The organism is Herbaspirillum sp. CF444 (genome assembly GCF_000282135.1).
GTDB lineage: Bacteria > Pseudomonadota > Gammaproteobacteria > Burkholderiales > Burkholderiaceae_D > Herbaspirillum.
The window spans coordinates 17,489-35,003 of record NZ_AKJW01000064.1 but is presented as its reverse complement, the minus strand read 5'-3'; the positions used below and the strand labels follow the sequence as shown (position 1 = coordinate 35,003).

Below are 17,515 nucleotides of genomic sequence, written 5' to 3'. Positions count from 1 at the left end.
AACAGGACAAACATCGCGTAACCCAACTGCGCACGACGCAGACCGTGCCCTGACCAGACCATGACCACCGACTACTTGCAGAAAATCCTCACCGCCCGTGTCTACGACGTTGCTGTTGAAACGCCGCTGGAGATTGCCAACGCCCTATCGCAGCGGATGGAAAATCGCATTTACTTCAAGCGCGAGGATATGCAGAGCGTGTTCAGCTTCAAGCTGCGCGGCGCCTACAACAAGATGGCGCACCTGAGCCCGGTTCAGTTGAAGCGCGGCGTGATCTGCGCCTCGGCGGGCAACCATGCACAAGGCGTCGCCCTGTCGGCAGCCAAGCTCGGCTGCCGCGCGGTGATCGTGATGCCGACCACCACGCCGACCGTGAAGATCGAAGCGGTCAAAGGTCGCGGCGGCGAAGTGGTGCTGTTCGGCGACTCGTTCACCGATGCCTACAACCACGCGCTGACGCTGGAAAAGAAACTGAAGCTGACCTTCGTCCACCCCTTCGACGATCCTTACGTCATCGCCGGCCAAGGCACCGTCGGCATGGAAATCCTGCGCCAGCATCCCGATCCCATCCACGCCATTTTCGTCGCCATCGGCGGCGGCGGCCTGATCTCGGGTATCGCGGCCTATGTCAAGGCGGTGCGTCCCGACATCAAGATCATCGGCGTGCAGACCACCGACTCCGACGCCATGGCACGCAGCATCAAGGCCGGCCGCCGCATCACCTTGCCGGACGTCGGCCTGTTCTCGGACGGCACCGCGGTCAAACTGGTCGGCGAAGAAACCTACCGCATCACCAAGCAACTGGTCGACGACATCATCCTGGTCGACACCGATGCCGTCTGCACGGCGATCAAGGATATCTTCCAGGATACGCGCAGCATCGTCGAACCGGCCGGCGCACTGGCCGTGGCCGGCGCCAAGGCTTACGTCGAACGCGCCAAGAACGGCAAGAAACCGATCAAAAACGAATCCCTGATCACCATCGCCTGCGGCGCCAACATGAACTTCGACCGCCTGCGCTTCGTCGCGGAGATGGCCGACGTCGGCGAGGCGCGCGAAGCTGTGTTCGCCGTGACGATTCCCGAAGAACATGGCAGCTTCAAACATTTTTGCGAGGTCATCGGCCCGCGCAACGTGACCGAGTTCAACTACCGCATCAGCGACGAGAAGTCGGCACACATCTTCGTCGGCATCCAGACCAGCAGCGCCGACGAACCGGCCAGGATCGCGAAGACCTTCGAGAAGAACGGTTTCAGCACGCTGGACCTGACGCACGACGAACTGGCGAAGGTGCACATCCGCCATCTGGTCGGCGGCAAGAGTTCGCTGGCGCAGGACGAGTTGCTGTACCGCTTTGAATTCCCGGAACGTCCGGGCGCGCTGATGCGCTTCCTGAGCAACATGAATCCGAACTGGAACATCAGCTTGTTCCACTACCGCAACCAGGGCGGCGATGTCGGTCGCATCCTGGTCGGGCTGCAAGTGCCGAAGAAGGAAATGAAAACCTTCCGCGCCTTCCTCGACAACCTCGGTTACCGTCATTGGGACGAAAGCAAGAACCCGCTTTACAAACTGTTCCTCGGATAATCCATCCGGAACGGCGGTCACACGCCGGCTACACGTTATATAAAGAGAAGCACGAAGGAAGCAAGACCATGATGCACCCGAATTCACCCGACACCTCGCCGCTGGGCAAGTCCTCCGCTTATCCCAGCGCTTACGATCCGGCTTTGCTGTTTCCTATTCCGCGCCAGCCCAAGCGCGAAGAACTCGGGCTGCAAGGCACGCTGCCGTTTTTCGGCATCGACATCTGGAACGCCTACGAGGTGTCATGGCTGAATCGGCGCGGAAAACCGCAGATCGCGATTGCCACCTTCATGATTCCGGCGGACTCCGCCAACATCATCGAATCGAAGTCGTTCAAGCTCTATCTGAACTCGTTCAACCAGACGCGCCTCGACGATCAGCAGGCGCTGATCGATATCGTGCAAAAAGATCTGTCGGCCGCAGCAGGCGCAAGCGTACAAGTCACGCTGACCGAACCCGGCGCGTTCTCCGGATTACAAATGGGCGAGCTGAGCGGCTTGCTGCTGGACCGGCTGGACATCGAAGTCGTCGACCATCACCCCAATCCGGCGCTGTTGTTCGCCAACCAGGACGAAGCAATGGTGGAAGAAACGCTCTTGTCGCATCTGTTGAAATCCAACTGCCCGGTCACCGGCCAGCCTGACTGGGGCAGCGTGCAAATCCACTACGTCGGCGCGCCGATCAATCAGGAAGCATTGCTGAAATACCTGATCGGATTCCGCGAGCACAACGAATTCCATGAACAATGCGTGGAGCGTATTTTTGTCGACGTATTGCGCCAATGCCGGCCGCAAAAACTGTCGGTCTACGCGCGCTACACGCGACGCGGGGGTCTCGACATCAATCCATGGCGCAGCAATTTTTCGGCGGGCCGCGCGCCTTCCAACTTGCGTAATGCACGTCAATAACGCACGCCAATAAGTCGGTCCGGCGCAGGATGTAACGCTGCTGTTACAAAAGCATTACATCTTTCGCATCCTCGGCGGATACTGCATTTCCTTCCCAAAGACCGATTCGCAGGCCGCGTCCTGCAACATTTTGAAACTATTTCTGCCTTCTGCATAAAACTTCTTATGTCATGATCTTGTCTCAATCATGGACAGCTCGCCGGACGACGCATCACCGGTGTCGCCAGGTCTCAATCGGCAAAATCTGAAACGCACCAGCACTTCGCAAACAACGCCTTGAAGCACGGCTTCATCCGCATTGAATCCCGTTTGCTTCGTCGCTGACGTTTTCCACTTTTTGCACAAGCTCAGTCTTCGCCTCACAACGGCACGACCACGTTCTTTTTTTGATGGCGAGGAAAACGGTCAATTTCCTCCCGGCATGCATCCGCTCAAGCCAGTCATGCCGCGCCATTTGCAATCGACCATTCATCGCCAATAAAAATATGAACCAGTTATTTCCACCCTCTCGCCTTTCCCGCCGTGCTTTGCTTGCGGGCGTTTTTACTGTCGCCTGCGCAGGCGCATCGCTGCCGGCCATGGCGCAGCAGAGCGACGAATTCAGCTGGTGGCAAGCCGCCAAGAACCACGCGTCGGAAATCATCGACAAGGGCGACGACGCAATCTACGTCTCCGGCTGGGCGCACCACGGCCGCAGCACTTACACCAGGGAAAAACTGAACGAGCTCAATGAGCACGCCTGGGGTCTCGGCTACGGCAAGACCATGCGCAATGAGAACGGCAACGACGAGTCGCTGTACGGCTTCGTGCTCAAGGATTCGCACCGTCATCCGCAGATCATGGCCGGTTATGCCTACGAATGGGTATTCCCGATCGGCCACACGCCGCTGGAACTCGGCATCGGCGGCACGGCGATGCTGATGAGCCGCCAGGATTATTTCGGCGGCGTGCCCTTCCCGGTGCCGCTGCCTTTGGCATCGATCGGCACAAAAAAAGCCAAGATCATGTTCTCTTACGTTCCGCGCTTGTCATCCAACAAAAATAGCGGCGACGTGCTGTTGGTTTTTGGCCGCATCGAGATGTAAAAATCCTGCCCTCGTCTCCCCGGTCAAACGCAGTTCTCCTACCGGGGAAACACGATTCTTCCGCCCTTTCCGCGCCATTCCGGCAAGGGCGTGCATTTACCATACAGCAACAGCGGAATTCATTGCGTAACTCCCAAAGAAGCCTATAATCCTGCACAAAAGCCTATCCAGCGCCTTTCTTTTGTGTCATGACAAATCTAGCAAAAATCCTGTCTCCAGAGAACGTCATTCTGGACCTTGAAGTCTCCAGCAAAAAACGAGCATTCGAACAAGCCGGACTTACCTTTGAAAACAACAGCGGCATCGCCCGCTCCACTGTTTCTGAAAACCTGTTTGCACGCGAGCGTCTCGGTTCGACAGGATTGGGTCACGGCGTGGCCGTTCCGCACGGTCGCATCAAGGGACTCAAGGCGCCGCTGGCGTTGTTCATGCGCCTGGCCGAACCGATTCCTTTCGAATCGCCCGACGGCGAACCCGTGAAACTGCTGATTTTCTTGCTGATCCCCGACAATGTGACGCAACAGCATCTGGAAATTCTGTCTGAAATCGCAGAGATGTTTTCCGACAATGCCTTCCGCGCCGAATTGATTGCCGACGCCGATGCAGCGTCGGTGTATTCGCGCCTTGTCACCTGGCAGCCGTCGCTGGAAAAAACCAATTAAGCAAATAGCGTACAAGGCGTCAGATTCCGTCGCGTCCAGTCACGCCCCACAGCGCCTGTGCACGCATTAACGTAATTGACGTCGCCACTGCCACTGCAATCATCCCATCGTCTTTCGGAGAGCCATGCCTGCCTATACCGCGCTATCGATACAGCAACTGTATGAAGAAAATCGCGAATCGCTGCAATTGGGCTGGTTTGCCGGCTTCCCCGGCGGAGAGCGGCTGATTTCGGGCGACGCCGCTTCCGCAGCCGATCAGGTCGGTCACTTGAACCTGATCCACCCGGGTCGGATCCAAGTCTTCGGGCATCAGGAAACCGAGTACTACCAGCGCCTCTCCAACACCTCCCGCGCCTATCAGACCGCCGAACTGGTGGCAGGCGAGCCTCCCGCCTTCATCATCGCGCAGGGCCTGGCGACACCACCCGACATTCTGGCGATCTGCGACGAAAAAAATATTCCGCTGTTTTCCACTCCCTTGCCTGCGGCGCAGGTGATCGATTATCTGCGCGTCTACCTGTCCAAAAAACTGGCGCAGCAGATCACCATGCACGGCGTGTTCATGGACGTGCTCGGCGTAGGCGTGCTGATCACCGGCGAGTCCGGCCTGGGCAAGAGCGAACTGGGCCTGGAACTGATCTCTCGCAGTCACGGCCTGGTGGCCGACGATGCGGTCGAATTTGCGCGCATCGCACCGAACATGATCGAAGGCCGCTGCCCGCCGCTGCTGCAAAATCTGCTGGAAGTACGCGGGCTGGGCCTGCTCGACATCAAGGCCATCTTCGGCGAAACCGCCGTGCGCCGCAAAATGCGCCTGAAGCTGATCGTGCATCTGGTCCGCCGCAGCACGCTGGAAGAAAATTACGAACGCCTGCCGCTCGACGCGCAATTTGAAGACGTGCTCGGCTTGCCGATCCGCAAAGTCGTGATCCCCGTGGCCGCGGGCCGCAATATCGCGGTTCTGCTGGAAGCCGCGGTACGCAACACCATCCTGCAATTGCGCGGCATCGACACGCTCAAGGAATTCATCGATCGCCAGCGCAAGGCGATGAACGGCGAATAAGTCGTCATCAAGTCCCCACCATCTGACGGATTTGACCATCGACAATCGTGTCGGCAACACGGTAAGCTGACACGACACTGACCCAGCAACTCTGCTTGAGGTATCATCATACTCATGCGTATCGTCCTCATCACAGGTATTTCCGGCTCCGGCAAATCGGTTGCTCTCCATGTTCTGGAAGACGCCGGTTATTTTTGCGTCGACAATTTGCCGCCTGCGCTGCTGCGCAGCCTGGTGGAAACCCGTTTGCAAGAAGGCGATGAGACGCTGGCGGTCGCCACCGATGCCCGCAGCGCCGATTCGCTCGCGGGTCTGGGACCCGATATTCAGTTGCTGAAAGAACAGGGACACGACGTCAAACTGTTCTTCCTGACCGCGACCACTGAATCGCTGATCACGCGCTTTTCCGAAACGCGCCGCAGCCATCCGCTGTCGCACCGCTTGCTGCCCGACCAGAATCCGACCGACCGCATGACGTTGACCGAGTGCATTCACAAGGAAAGAGAAATGCTGAGCGTGGTCGAAGGCCTGGGTCACGTCATCGACACCTCCAACCTGAACGCCAACAAGCTGCGCGCGTGGATTCGCGACCTGATCGATACCGAGCAGGCAAGCCTCACGGTGCTGTTCGAGTCGTTTGCGTTTAAATTCGGCGTGCCGCTGGATGCGGATCTGGTATTTGACGTACGCGTGCTGCCCAATCCGCACTACGACCTGCGCTTGCGCCCGCTGACGGGACGCGATGCGCCGGTGATCGAATTCCTTGCCGATTTGCCGGCGGTGAACGAATTGCTTGGCGACATCCGCAACTTCGTCGAAAAATGGCTACCCTCATTCAAGCGCGACAACCGCAGCTATCTGACCGTGGCAATCGGCTGCACCGGCGGCCAGCACCGCTCGGTCTACATCGTGGAGCAACTGGCCAAGCATTTCTCGGCAAACGAGAATGTCGTGATACGCCATCGCCAGCTGAGCTAGGCGGCCTCAGCACTCCGGCAAATCAATTCAATAAATCGTCGGTACGCAACACGCCCAGCAAGAGTTTCTTGACGGGCGCAGGCAAAGGCGCATCCGCAAGTTCGGCAACCGGATACCAGACGTACACCGACTCCGCCGCCTGAAGCTGGCGCTTTTTCAGCACAACCTGGAACGGCGACACGTGTAATTTGAAATGCGTGAAGACATGTGAAAACGGTTGCAGCTTGCGGCAAGCGGCAAGCGTGCCGAACGGTCGCGTCGCGTTGTCGACGGCGAGTTCAAACTCCTCGGCGCTCCGGCTCACCGGCAGCTCGGGCAGCGACAACAGTCCCCCCCAGATGCCGCTGTCCGGACGCTGCTGCAACAAGACATCTCCTCCTTCGCTGATGACCAGCATCATCGTGTCTTTTTCGGGAACCGCCTTTTTCGGCTTGCGCACCGGCAGTTCCGACGTACGGTCCGTGGCGAGCGCCACGCAGCGCTGCGCCAGCGGGCAACGATCGCAAGCCGGCTTGCCGCGCACGCACAACGTCGCCCCCAAGTCCATCAATCCCTGCGTATAGGATTCCATGTCGGCCTGCGGCAACAAGGCCACCGCGCGTCGCCACAACTGGTCTTCCACCGGCTTGGCGCCGGGAAATCCCTCGACGCCGAAGACGCGCGCAAACACACGCTTGACGTTGCCGTCCAGAATGGCCGCCCGTTTGCCGTAAGCGAAAGCGGCGATGGCCGCCGCCGTCGAGCGGCCGATGCCCGGCAGATCCGCCAGCAGTTCGGGATCATCGGGAAAACGTCCGCCGTATTCGTCCGCCACGCGCTGCGCGCAGCGATGCAGATTGCGCGCCCGCGTGTAGTAGCCCAGGCCGCTCCAATGCGACATCACCGCTTCGGACGGCGCTGCGGCGAGACTTTCCACCGTCGGAAAGCTTTGCAGGAATTTTTGATAATACGGAATCACGGCCGTCACCTGCGTCTGCTGCAGCATGATTTCAGACAGCCAGATGCGATAGGCATCGCGCGTGTTTTGCCATGGCAAGGCATGTCGGCCATGCTGCTTTTGCCAGCCGATGACGGCGGCCGAAAAACCAGGATCGACAAAATTGTCTGCAGCTGTCAGTGCGCCTGCCTGGACGGCGCCCGGCGCCGCATCCGTTTTGGTGAGAACACGTTTCATCGTTGGCAAATCACACAGTAAAAGGTGGAACGCTGGCCTTGCTTGATCTGGCGTATCGGCGTCGAGCAGATACGGCACGCTTCGCCGGTACGGTTGTAGACGAAATAGCTTTGCTGGAAATAACCCGACTGGCCATTGACGGCAATGAAGTCGCGCAAGCTGCTGCCGCCCTGCTCAATCGCTGCGGCGAGCGTTTCGCGGATCGCCGCGGCCAGTTTTTCATAGCGCGGCAGACTGATCTTGCCGGCTGCCGTCTTGGGATTGATGCCCGCCTTGAACAGGCTTTCCGACGCGTAAATGTTGCCGACGCCGACCACGATGTCGCCGGCCAGCAAGACCTGCTTGATCGGCGCGCTGCGGTTGCGCGTCTGGCGATGCAGCTCTTTGGCCGAGAATTTGTCTTCCAGCGGCTCCAGGCCGAGGCCGCGCAGGAGCATGTGTTCTTCGATGTCGCCATCCGCAGCGTCATGCCACAAGACCGCACCGAAACGACGCGGATCGGTCATGCGCATGACTTGCTTGCCGACCACGAGGTCGAAGTGATCATGTTTTTGCGGCGCAATCCCCAACGGCAAAATACGCAGATGTCCGGACATCCCCAGATGCACGATCAAGGTGCCGTGATCGAAGTTGATGAGCAGATATTTGCCGCGGCGCCCGGTCGAACGCACCACGCGACCGGCAAGCCGTTGCTGCAGATCGGCGGGAAACGGCCAGCGCAAGCCGGTATGACGCATCACCACGGCAGTGACGATGCGTCCCTCAAGATGAGGAGCGACGCCGCGGCGGGTGACTTCTACTTCTGGTAATTCAGGCATGGGAACGCGTACTGGTGAATAAGGCCACGAGGGACGACTGCAAGGGACGGTACATGACAGCGATGAGCCGCCATGGAGCGCTATCATACGGCAGATGCGGCAGATGGTTTACACTCGCTTACACCAAGAAGCATGCCGTTGAGCGTAAAATTAATAGCTGTCAGCTCATTTGCCAAATTACTCAGGATTTCCCTTGAAAAAACCTCTCGCCATTGTAACGCTCTCCGTCATGCTCTCCGCGTGTGCAAGCCTGCAGCAACCCAGCGAGACCGACGCGACTCCGGTTGCGACCGCCAAGAAGCCGACTCTGGTCAAAACCTCTCCGGCCCGCAAAGGACAAGCCAAAGCCGAGGCGCTGCCGGAAGATCCGCTGCCGACGCCGGCGCTGAGCGATGAAATCCTGTTCAAGGTCCTGAGTTCCGAAATCGCCTTCCAGCGCGGCCAGTGGCAAGCTGCCTACGTCACCCTGCTGGGCGCCGCGCAACAAACCCGCGATCCGCGTCTGGCGAAACGCGCGGCAGAAATGGCGATCGCCGCACGCCGTCCGAACGAAGCGCTGGCGGCGGTGCGCTTGTGGACGGAACTGGCGCCGCATTCGGACGAAGCCTTGCAGAGCTATCTGGCATTGATCATGTTGGGCGACAATATTTCGGAAATACAGCCGCTGATGGCGCAACGCCTGGCCGAAGCCTCGCCCCAGGCGCGCGGTCCGCTGATCCTGCAGATTCAGCGTCTCCTGATCCGCGCCAAGGACAAGGCTGTCGTCTTCAATATCCTGCAAGACATCGTGGCCCCCTATCCCACGCTGGTGGAAACGCATCTGGCGCTGGCCCGCAGCGCCTATGCCAACCGCGATCCCGAGCGCGCGCGCGACGAAGCGAAGCAGGCGCTGAAGCTCAAACCCGATTCGGAACTGGCGATCCTGACGCTGGCGGAAGTCACTCCGGACGGCAACGAAGCGGCAAAACTGGTGTCCGACTTCCTCAAGAAATATCCGAATGCGCGCGAAGTGCGTATCGCCTATGCCCGCGGACTGGCCGAACAAAAACAGTACGAACAAGCGATCAGGCAGTTCCAAACCTTGCTCAAGGAAGATCCGGAAGATGCGACCACGCTGTTCGCGCTGGGTATTCTGAACGTCCAGATCAGCCACTTTCCTGAAGCGGAAACCTATCTGAAACGCTATCTGGCAGTGTTGGCGGCTCAGCCGGACGACGAACGAGACCCGACGCAAGCGCTGCTGGTGCTGTCGCAAATCGCCGAAGATCGCAACGACATTCCCGCCGCCCTGAGTTATCTGGAACAAGTCGAACCGGGCGAATCCTATGCCGGCGTACAAGTCCGCCGCGCCCAGCTGATGGCCAAGGGCGGCGACATCGACGGCGCCCGCAAGATACTGCAACAAGCGCAATCCGATGCCGGCAGCGATCGTGAAGTGCTGCAGTTCATCCAGGCCGAAGGACAACTGCTGCGCGACAGCGAACGTTATCAGGATGCGTCGGACGTCCTGTCGGCCGGCCTGAAACGCTTCCCGGACAGCACCGACCTGCTGTACGACTACGCGATGGTGACCGACAAGACCGGCAACTACAAGGACATGGAAACTTCGCTGCGCAAGATCATCGAAATCGCGCCGAATAACCAGCACGCCTACAATGCGCTGGGCTACTCGCTGGCCGACCGCAATATCCGCCTGCCTGAAGCCGTGACGCTGATCAAGAAGGCGGTGCAACTGGCGCCGGAAGACCCATTCATCGCCGACAGCCTCGGCTGGGCGGAATTCCGCATGGGCAACCTCGACGAGGCCGAGAAAGAACTGCGCCGTGCCTACGGCCTGCGCCCCGACCCGGAAATCGGCATCCACCTCGGCGAAATCCTCTGGGCACGCGGCAAACAGGACGAAGCCAAAAAGCTGTGGCGCGAAGCGCAAAGCAAGGATCCGAAGAACGACGTGTTGAAGAGCACGCTGGAGCGCCTCAAGGTTCAGCTCTGATCCGCCGACAGCCAATCCGACTATGACGATCAATCTGCTGAAACACGGCGCGGCGGCGTGCCTGGTCATGCTGGCCGCCGGCTGCGCCACCGTTGCCCCACCGGAAAGTGCGGATAACGGCCCCGCGGTCGAACGCCGCTATAACGACGCCATTGAGCTCAGCGGACGCCTGTCGATCCGCTATGAGCAAGACGGCCGCGACCAGGCCGTGCACGGCAGCTTCACCTGGAACCAGAGCGCGCGCCATATCGTCCTGAGTCTGCTGTCGCCGCTCGGCCAGACGCTGGCAACCATCGACATCAAGCCGGGCGTCGCCGTCCTGACGCAATCGGGCAAGGCGCCATTGTCGGCCGCCGACGTCGACGTCCTGACGGAGCAAGCCCTGGGCTGGCCGTTGCCGGTGTCCGGTCTGCGCGACTGGCTGCAAGGCTTCGGACGCAGCGCCGACGGCAAGCCTTTCGTCGCCCAGCCATCCCGCGACACGGTGCGTTTCACTACCCGCGACGGCTGGAACCTCAGTTACGGAGAATGGCAGGACGACGCCGCCAACACGGCCGGGAACCGCCCCAAACGCATCGATCTGGCGCGCGAAACCAGACAGGCCGGCCCGGTGTCGATCCGCATCGTGATCGACAATTGGCAGAGCCATTGACAAGATAATCGCGCGCCAACGCCTGACCGGCGCCCTCACAGCAACATAGACGACACTCCACACCGATTCATGCAAGCAAGCCTGTACAACTGCCCCGCGCCGGCAAAACTGAACCTGTTCCTGCACGTGACCGGCCGTCGCGCCGACGGCTATCACCTGCTGCAAACGGTATTTCAGCTACTTGACCGCAGCGATACGCTGGATTTCGCGGTGCGCGACGACGGCCGCATCCAGCGCATCAATGAGATACCGGGCGTGCCGGCAGAAACCGATCTGGTGGTGCGCGCCGCCCGCTTGCTGCAGACCGCGGCCGGAAAGCCGCATCTCGGCGCCGACATCACGGTCCACAAACAACTTCCCATGGGCGGCGGCCTGGGCGGCGGCTCGTCCGATGCCGCGACCACGCTGATGGTCCTGAATCATTTGTGGCAAACCGGGCTGACGCGCGCCCAATTGATGGCGCTGGGACTGCAATTGGGCGCCGACGTGCCGTTTTTTCTGTTTGGCCGCAATGCGTTTGCCGAGGGTGTCGGCGAGGATCTGGTCGCCCTGGAGACCGCCAAGCGCTGGTTCGTGGTGATCGAGCCGGGGGTATCTGTTCCCACCGCGATAATTTTTTCGTCAGAAGAATTGACAAGGGATACAAAAGTCGTCAGAATAACGGACTTTCCTGAAGCGCATAATCTTCTCGATGGCGACTTCGGAAAAAACGACTTAGAAGTGGTGGCTGCCAAGCAGTTTCCCCCTGTCGCTGAAGCCATCAAATGGCTCAAGACATTCGGAAACGCAAGGATGACGGGATCCGGCGCTTGTGTGTTTTGTTCTTTTGAACACGAACATCAGGCCGACGAAGTGCTGAAACAGGTACCGTCGAAATGGATCGCCTGGAAAGCCCAAGCGATGCAGGAACATCCTCTCGCCCATTTGACAAGTTCGTAACCAAGAATTGGTTTGACGATGGATTGCACGCGATGTTAAAAGTGCATGTGGTGTAATTCAACGGCAAACAGCAGATTGCGTAGGGGAATCGCCAAGCTGGTTAAGGCACTGGATTTTGATTCCAGCATTCCAAGGTTCGAATCCTTGTTCCCCTGCCATTGAATTTGGGCAGTTTTACATCGCCCGATAAAGAAAAAAGAAGCCAAAGAGATAAGCCGCCAACGCAAGACTGTACAGTCAAGCATTGTCGGCTTTTCGACTTTTAAACGATTGCATTCAGGGATACCCATATGGCATACGAAAACCTGATGGTTTTTACCGGCAGCGCCAACCCGGAACTGGCGCAAGGCGTCGTCGAAAAATTAGGTATCCCGTTGGGCAAGGCCAATGTTTCGAAGTTCTCGGACGGTGAAGTGATGGTCGAGATCAACGAAAACGTGCGTGGCAAGGACGTATTCGTGTTGCAGTCGACCTGTGCGCCGACCAACGACAACCTGATGGAAATCATGATCATGGTCGATGCGTTGAAGCGTGCTTCCGCCGGCCGTATCACTGCCGCAATCCCGTATTACGGTTATGCCCGCCAGGACCGCCGTCCGCGTTCCGCCCGTGTTGCGATTTCGGCCAAGGTCGTCGCCAACATGCTGCAGGAAGCCGGCGTTGAACGCGTGCTGATCATGGACCTGCATGCAGACCAGATTCAAGGTTTCTTCGACATTCCGGTCGACAACATCTATGCATCGCCGATTTTGCTGGGCGATCTGGTGAGCAAGAACTACGACGACCTGCTGGTCGTGTCGCCCGACGTCGGTGGCGTGGTGCGCGCCCGTGCATTGGCCAAGCGTCTCGGCTGCGATCTGGCGATTATCGACAAACGCCGTCCGAAGGCGAACGTGTCGGAAGTCATGAACATCATCGGCGAAGTCGAAGGCCGCAACTGCGTGATCATGGATGACATGGTCGATACCGCAGGCACGCTGACCAAGGCTGCCGAAGTACTGAAAGAGCGCGGCGCCAAGAAAGTTGTCGCCTACTGTACGCACCCTGTCTTGTCCGGCCCGGCGCTGGATCGCATCGCCAATTCGCCGCTGGACGAGCTGGTCGTCACCGACACGATTCCTCTGTCGGACGCCGCCAAGGCCTGCGGCAAGATTCGCCAACTGACTTGCGCCAGCCTGCTGGCCGAGACATTCAAGCGCATCAGCAAGGGCGACTCGGTGATGTCGCTGTTTGCGGAATAAGTTTCAGAGATTCAGATTCGGTTTAGATTTCAGTTTTAATCCCTTCATGAAAATGAAGGGGTCCTTGAATCCCCTGGTCGCGGGGGATTTTTAACGCGAAACGAAGGTTTCGCAACCATTGGAGCTTTAACATGAAAGTAATCGCATTTCCACGCAAAGAGCAGGGGACCGGAGCGAGCCGCCGCCTGCGCAATGCTGGTCAAACACCAGCTATCGTCTACGGTGGCACCGCTGCACCGCTGAACATCGCTCTGGACCACAACGCGCTGTACCATGCGTTGAAAAAAGAAGCGTTCCACTCGTCGATCCTGGATCTGGAAATCGACGGCAAGGTCGAACAAGTTCTGCTGCGCGACTTCCAAGTCCACGCATACAAGCAACTGGTTCTGCACGTTGACTTCCAACGCGTCGACGCTTCGCAAAAAATCCACGTCAAGGTGCCACTGCACTTCGTGAACGCTGAAGTCTCGCCGGCCGTCAAGCTGTCGTCGGGCATCATCAGCCACGTCATGACCGACCTGGACATCTCCTGCCTGCCCAAGGATCTGCCGGAATTCGTTTCCGTCGATCTGTCGAAGCTGGAAGTCGGTCACTCGATCCACTTGGCCGATCTGCAATTGCCAAGCGGCGTGACTGCCGTTTCGCAAGAAAACCTGACAGTTGCCACCGCTTCGGTACCAGCTGGCAAGGTTGAAGCTGACAGTGCAGCACCTGCAGCAGGCGACGCAGAAGCGAAGTAATCTTCGATTCGGCAAAGCTGACGCATCAAATAAAAAACCCGCTTCGGCGGGTTTTTTATTGCCTGCAGTGCGGCATCGGCTGTACGCCGATGCCATCGCAACGAAACTAACGCCCCAACCACGCCTTGCGCTTGCGCACCAGGGCAATCGGCTTGTCTTGCACGGTAAGCGTCACTTGCGGCGCGCCATCCTTCTTCAGCTTGACCTTGAAACACATCAACTCGTCGCGACGGAACACGTGCAACTCGACCACGTCGTTCTCACTATAGCGCGCCAGCAAACCATCCATGCCTGCCGGCGGGATGCGAATGCCGTCCAGCGCCACCAGACGATCGCCAGCCGACAATCCGGCTTGCTGCCCCGCTCCGCCTTCATACACGTTGGCAAGCTTGGCATCGCCACCGTCACGCGTCACACGGACATTCATGCCCGGATGGGCATCCTTGCGCACGTCCGCATAGGCAACGCCGAACGGCGCCATCAACTGATCCAGCGGCAAGTCTTCGGTGCCGCGAATGTAGCGGTCGAAGAAGCGCTTCAGCTTCACGCCGCCGACTTCTTCGAACAAGGCCTCCGCCTCGTCTTCGCCGACGCCCTTGCCGCCCTTGCGGCTGTAGAAGTCACGACCGAAGCGCTGCCACAGCGCCAGCATTACATCGTCCAACGATTTGCGGCCGTTGGTTTCGGCGCGGATCGTCAGGTCGAGACCCAGCGCCACCAGCGAGCCCTTGGTGTAATAGCTGACGATGGCGTTCGGCGCGTTTTCATCCTGACGGTAGTATTTGATCCAGGCGTCGAAGCTCGATTCGGCGACGCTTTGCTTGCGTCGGCCGTTGCCGCGCAAGACGCCGTTGACGGTCTTGGACAGCATTTTCAGATAATCCGGCGTATCGATCAGGCCGGTACGCACCAGGAACAGATCGTCGTAGTAACTGGTGAAGCCTTCGAACAGCCACAGCAGCGAGGTATAGCCCTCTTCGCGCAGATCATACGGCGCGAACATCGCCGGCTTGATGCGCTTGACGTTCCAGGTGTGGAAATATTCGTGGCTGCACAAGCCGAGATAGGTACGATAGCCATCGGTCGATTCGCTCTTGCCTTTGACCGGCAAATCGCTGCGCGCACAGATCAGCGCAGTCGATGCGCGATGCTCCAGACCGCCGTAACCATCGCCGACAACCATGGTCATGAAGACATAACGCGACATCGGCGCGCGTTTGCTTTTCGGTTCAAAGAAGGCGATCTGCGCTTCGCAGATTTTCTTGAGATCGGCGGACAAGCGCGCCATGTCCAGGTTCGGCACATTACCGGTGATCACGATGTCGTGCGGCACGCCGTGCGCCGTGAAAGTGGCCAGCGCAAAATCGCCAAGCTCGACCGGATGGTCGATCAGCTCGTCGTAGTCGCCGGCGACATAGGTGCCGAAGCCATAGCGCTTGGCTTTGAGTTCCGGCATGGAAGTCGCCACGCGCCAGCGCTTGCAGGCGTCGCCCCCCGGGCGGCGGATGTCGACGACATGCTCCGTTTGCTCCTGCCCTTCGACACGCAGGAAGACGCTGGTGCCGTTGAAGAAGGCATGGGTCTGATCCAGATGCGCGGTGCGCACCGACAAGTCCCAGGCGTAGACCTGATAACTCAGCGTCAGCGGACCGCTGCACGGCGCGGCGCGCCAGGTATGCTTGTCGAGCTTGCGCAACGCGACTTTCTTGCCCCCGGACTCGCCGCGGATCTGGACGATGTTGCGCGCAAATTCGCGAATCATGTAGCTGCCGGGAATCCACGCCGGCAAGGAAAATACCTGTCCGTCGGCAGCCGGCGCATCGACCGTCAGGGTGAGGTCGAACACGTGGGCGGCGCAATCGTTGGAGGTGATGCTGTAGCGAATCGGGGTAGTCATGTTGTTCTTCGGTTATCGCCGCAAGCGCGGCGATCAGCCGTGTCTAAAAAGTGAAATTCCATTGTACTTGAGCAAGGTGAATCCGGGCTGACGCAGGGCTGATTTTGGAAGTCCGTCACTTGCTTTTTCCCTCACGGAAAGCAAGAAGCCGGAAAGACTTTCGTCAATCCGGCTTTTTTTACTGCGTTTGCTTTTTACAGTGTCGTATCAGCGTGGCAGCACCGACGAGCCCATCAGGAATTCATCGACGGCGCGCGCGCACTGACGGCCTTCGCGAATCGCCCAGACCACAAGCGACTGGCCGCGGCGCATGTCGCCCGCAGCAAAGACCTTGTCGACCGACGTCTTGTAGCAGCCTTCGCCGTCCGTCGTGGCCTTGGCGTTGCCGCGTTGGTCCTTGTCGACGCCGAACGATTCCAGCACTTGCTGCACCGGCGAGACGAAGCCCATGGCCAGCAGCACCAGGTCGGCCTTCATTTCGAATTCGGAATTCGGCACTTCCTGCATCTTGCCGTCTTTCCATTCTACGCGCGCGGCGATCAGCTTCTCGACCTTGCCGTTCTTGCCTTCCAGGCGCTTGGTGGCCACTGCCCAATCGCGGTCGCAACCTTCTTCGTGCGACGACGAGGTGCGCAGCTTGGTCGGCCAGTACGGCCAGACGAGCGGCTTGTTTTCCGTTTCAGGCGGTTGCGGCATCAGTTCGAACTGTGCCACCGACGCAGCGCCGTGACGGTTCGAAGTACCGACGCAGTCGGAACCGGTATCGCCGCCGCCGATCACGACCACGTGCTTGTCGGTCGCCATGATCTGGCCCTTGAGCTTGTCGCCGGCGTTGACCTTGTTTTGCAGCGGCAGGAATTCCATGGCGAAATGCACGCCCTTCAATTCACGGCCCGGCACCGGCAAGTCGCGCGGCAGTTCTGCGCCGCCGGCGATGACGACCGCGTCGAAGTCTTTCTTCAGGTCGTCGGGAGAAACTGTTTCCTTGGACCAGTTGGTGATGTTGGCCGGGAAATCCTTGCCCACCAATGTGCTGGTGCGGAACACGACGCCTTCGGCTTGCATCTGTTCGACGCGCAGGTCGATGTGCGACTTTTCCATCTTGAAGTCGGGGATGCCGTAACGCAGCAGGCCGCCGACGCGATCATTCTTTTCGAACACGGTCACGTCATGGCCCGCGCGCGCCAGCTGTTGTGCGGCAGCCAGGCCGGCAGGACCGGAGCCGACCACGGCGACTTTCTTGCCGGTTTTGACGGCAGCCGGTTGCGGCGTGACCCAGCCGTTTTCCCAGCCCTTGTCGATGATGAAATGCTCGATCGACTTGATGCCGACGGCGTCGCTGTTGATGCCGAGCGTGCACGCGGCTTCGCACGGCGCCGGGCAGATGCGGCCGGTGAACTCGGGGAAGTTGTTGGTCGAGTGCAGCGTATCCAGCGCTTCCTTGTAGTCGCCGCGATAGACCAGGTCATTCCAGTCGGGGATGATGTTGTTGACCGGGCAGCCGTTGTTGCAGAACGGGATGCCGCAATCCATGCAGCGTGCGCCTTGCGTCTTGGCTTCCGCCTCGCCCAGATGCAGGACGAATTCCTTGTAATGCTTCATGCGCGACTGCGGCGCTTCGCTCGCCTCTTTCAGGCGCTCATATTCCATAAAGCCGGTTACTTTACCCATTTTCCACTCACATTCTTCGCTAAGGATAGGCGGCGGGCGATTCTGTCGTTGTCGTTATCAGAATCGCCGGCCTTGCGTTATTTCAGATCAAACGGCCAAGCATTGCG

General features: G+C 59.1%; 15 protein-coding genes, 1 tRNA gene and 1 pseudogene. 12 read left to right on the top strand and 5 right to left on the bottom strand.

The annotated features are described in order from the left end of the window. Positions 1-54: 54 nt before the first annotated feature. Together ilvA and queF are read left to right on the top strand one after the other, a co-directional pair. Positions 55-1,587: pseudogene (ilvA, locus tag PMI16_RS14530) on the top strand (threonine ammonia-lyase, biosynthetic); the annotation flags it as partial. 68 nt (positions 1,588-1,655) lie between these two features. Beyond that, positions 1,656-2,495, top strand: coding sequence for an NADPH-dependent 7-cyano-7-deazaguanine reductase QueF (gene queF, locus PMI16_RS14525; RefSeq protein WP_007880751.1), 840 nt, complete (start codon positions 1,656-1,658; stop codon positions 2,493-2,495). A gap of 289 nt (positions 2,496-2,784) precedes the next feature. Here the strand turns inward: queF and PMI16_RS26250 are convergent, their stop codons facing one another. Then, positions 2,785-3,075: a hypothetical protein gene (locus PMI16_RS26250; protein ID WP_162131126.1), complete on the bottom strand. Its 291-nt coding sequence runs from the start codon at positions 3,073-3,075 to the stop codon at positions 2,785-2,787. Here PMI16_RS26250 and PMI16_RS14515 point away from each other — a divergent pair. The 4 genes from PMI16_RS14515 (at position 3,074) to rapZ (ending at position 6,283) form a co-directional block, all read left to right on the top strand. Then, complete coding sequence (locus tag PMI16_RS14515; protein ID WP_007880750.1) at positions 3,074-3,580, top strand: hypothetical protein; 507 nt, start codon at positions 3,074-3,076, stop codon at positions 3,578-3,580. The two genes, PMI16_RS26250 and PMI16_RS14515, sit on opposite strands and share 2 nt — an antisense overlap. A 188-nt stretch (positions 3,581-3,768) precedes the next feature. Further along, positions 3,769-4,242, top strand: coding sequence for a PTS sugar transporter subunit IIA (locus tag PMI16_RS14510; RefSeq protein ID WP_007880749.1), 474 nt, complete (start codon positions 3,769-3,771; stop codon positions 4,240-4,242). A 124-nt stretch (positions 4,243-4,366) separates the two neighbouring features. Further along, positions 4,367-5,305, top strand: a complete 939-nt coding sequence (gene hprK / locus PMI16_RS14505) for an HPr(Ser) kinase/phosphatase (RefSeq protein ID WP_007880748.1) — start codon at positions 4,367-4,369, stop codon at positions 5,303-5,305. Positions 5,306-5,419: 114 nt separating this feature from the next. After that, a complete protein-coding gene (gene rapZ, locus PMI16_RS14500) occupies positions 5,420-6,283 on the top strand; it encodes an RNase adapter RapZ (RefSeq protein WP_007880747.1) in 864 nt (287 codons plus the stop codon). Positions 6,284-6,305: 22 nt separating this feature from the next. Here rapZ and mutY read toward each other — a convergent pair whose 3' ends face one another. Both mutY and mutM read right to left on the bottom strand, forming a co-directional pair. Beyond that, positions 6,306-7,457, bottom strand: a complete 1,152-nt coding sequence (gene mutY / locus PMI16_RS14495; RefSeq protein WP_007880746.1) for an A/G-specific adenine glycosylase — start codon at positions 7,455-7,457, stop codon at positions 6,306-6,308. Beyond that, a complete protein-coding gene (gene mutM, locus PMI16_RS14490) occupies positions 7,454-8,275 on the bottom strand; it encodes a bifunctional DNA-formamidopyrimidine glycosylase/DNA-(apurinic or apyrimidinic site) lyase (protein ID WP_007880745.1) in 822 nt (273 codons plus the stop codon). The genes mutY and mutM overlap by 4 nt, the downstream gene beginning before the upstream one ends. 193 nt (positions 8,276-8,468) lie before the next feature. On the opposite strand from mutM, the gene PMI16_RS14485 reads away from it, so the two are divergent. From PMI16_RS14485 to PMI16_RS14460, 6 genes are all read left to right on the top strand, one after another. Further along, positions 8,469-10,268, top strand: a complete 1,800-nt coding sequence (locus PMI16_RS14485; protein ID WP_007880743.1) for a tetratricopeptide repeat protein — start codon at positions 8,469-8,471, stop codon at positions 10,266-10,268. A gap of 22 nt (positions 10,269-10,290) precedes the next feature. Further along, positions 10,291-10,920: an outer membrane lipoprotein LolB gene (locus tag PMI16_RS14480; RefSeq protein ID WP_007880741.1), complete on the top strand. Its 630-nt coding sequence runs from the start codon at positions 10,291-10,293 to the stop codon at positions 10,918-10,920. Positions 10,921-10,989: 69 nt separating this feature from the next. Beyond that, positions 10,990-11,859 (top strand): 4-(cytidine 5'-diphospho)-2-C-methyl-D-erythritol kinase, encoded by an 870-nt coding sequence (gene ispE / locus PMI16_RS14475; protein WP_007880739.1) that lies wholly within the window; start codon positions 10,990-10,992, stop codon positions 11,857-11,859. Positions 11,860-11,940: 81 nt separating this feature from the next. Further along, a tRNA-Gln gene (locus PMI16_RS14470) sits at positions 11,941-12,017 on the top strand. Positions 12,018-12,149: 132 nt separating this feature from the next. Then, on the top strand, positions 12,150-13,100 hold the full coding sequence (locus tag PMI16_RS14465; RefSeq protein ID WP_007880734.1) for a ribose-phosphate pyrophosphokinase: 951 nt from the start codon (positions 12,150-12,152) through the stop codon (positions 13,098-13,100). Between the two features lie 131 nt (positions 13,101-13,231). Further along, positions 13,232-13,840 (top strand): 50S ribosomal protein L25/general stress protein Ctc, encoded by a 609-nt coding sequence (locus PMI16_RS14460; protein WP_007880731.1) that lies wholly within the window; start codon positions 13,232-13,234, stop codon positions 13,838-13,840. Between the two features lie 106 nt (positions 13,841-13,946). On the opposite strand, the gene PMI16_RS14455 is transcribed toward PMI16_RS14460, so the two are convergent. Next, complete coding sequence (locus tag PMI16_RS14455; RefSeq protein ID WP_007880729.1) at positions 13,947-15,737, bottom strand: M61 family metallopeptidase; 1,791 nt, start codon at positions 15,735-15,737, stop codon at positions 13,947-13,949. Between the two features lie 207 nt (positions 15,738-15,944). Beyond that, positions 15,945-17,408, bottom strand: a complete 1,464-nt coding sequence (locus PMI16_RS14450) for a glutamate synthase subunit beta (RefSeq protein WP_007880727.1) — start codon at positions 17,406-17,408, stop codon at positions 15,945-15,947. Between the last annotated feature and the right edge of the window lie 107 nt (positions 17,409-17,515).

Bases quoted from the DNA above. Each gene is read 5' to 3' on its own strand.
- PMI16_RS14460 (WP_007880731.1), top strand. From the start codon at position 13,232: ATGAAAGTAATCGCATTTCCACGCAAAGAGCAGGGGACCGGAGCGAGC.
- PMI16_RS14480 (WP_007880741.1), top strand. From the start codon at position 10,291: ATGACGATCAATCTGCTGAAACACGGCGCGGCGGCGTGCCTGGTCATG.
- ispE (WP_007880739.1), top strand. From the start codon at position 10,990: ATGCAAGCAAGCCTGTACAACTGCCCCGCGCCGGCAAAACTGAACCTG.
- PMI16_RS14455 (WP_007880729.1), bottom strand. From the start codon at position 15,737: ATGACTACCCCGATTCGCTACAGCATCACCTCCAACGATTGCGCCGCC.
- PMI16_RS14450 (WP_007880727.1), bottom strand. From the start codon at position 17,408: ATGGGTAAAGTAACCGGCTTTATGGAATATGAGCGCCTGAAAGAGGCG.
- rapZ (WP_007880747.1), top strand. From the start codon at position 5,420: ATGCGTATCGTCCTCATCACAGGTATTTCCGGCTCCGGCAAATCGGTT.
- PMI16_RS14465 (WP_007880734.1), top strand. From the start codon at position 12,150: ATGGCATACGAAAACCTGATGGTTTTTACCGGCAGCGCCAACCCGGAA.
- queF (WP_007880751.1), top strand. From the start codon at position 1,656: ATGATGCACCCGAATTCACCCGACACCTCGCCGCTGGGCAAGTCCTCC.
- hprK (WP_007880748.1), top strand. From the start codon at position 4,367: ATGCCTGCCTATACCGCGCTATCGATACAGCAACTGTATGAAGAAAAT.
- PMI16_RS26250 (WP_162131126.1), bottom strand. From the start codon at position 3,075: ATGGCCGGCAGCGATGCGCCTGCGCAGGCGACAGTAAAAACGCCCGCA.
- PMI16_RS14510 (WP_007880749.1), top strand. From the start codon at position 3,769: ATGACAAATCTAGCAAAAATCCTGTCTCCAGAGAACGTCATTCTGGAC.
- mutM (WP_007880745.1), bottom strand. From the start codon at position 8,275: ATGCCTGAATTACCAGAAGTAGAAGTCACCCGCCGCGGCGTCGCTCCT.
- mutY (WP_007880746.1), bottom strand. From the start codon at position 7,457: ATGAAACGTGTTCTCACCAAAACGGATGCGGCGCCGGGCGCCGTCCAG.
- PMI16_RS14515 (WP_007880750.1), top strand. From the start codon at position 3,074: ATGGCGCAGCAGAGCGACGAATTCAGCTGGTGGCAAGCCGCCAAGAAC.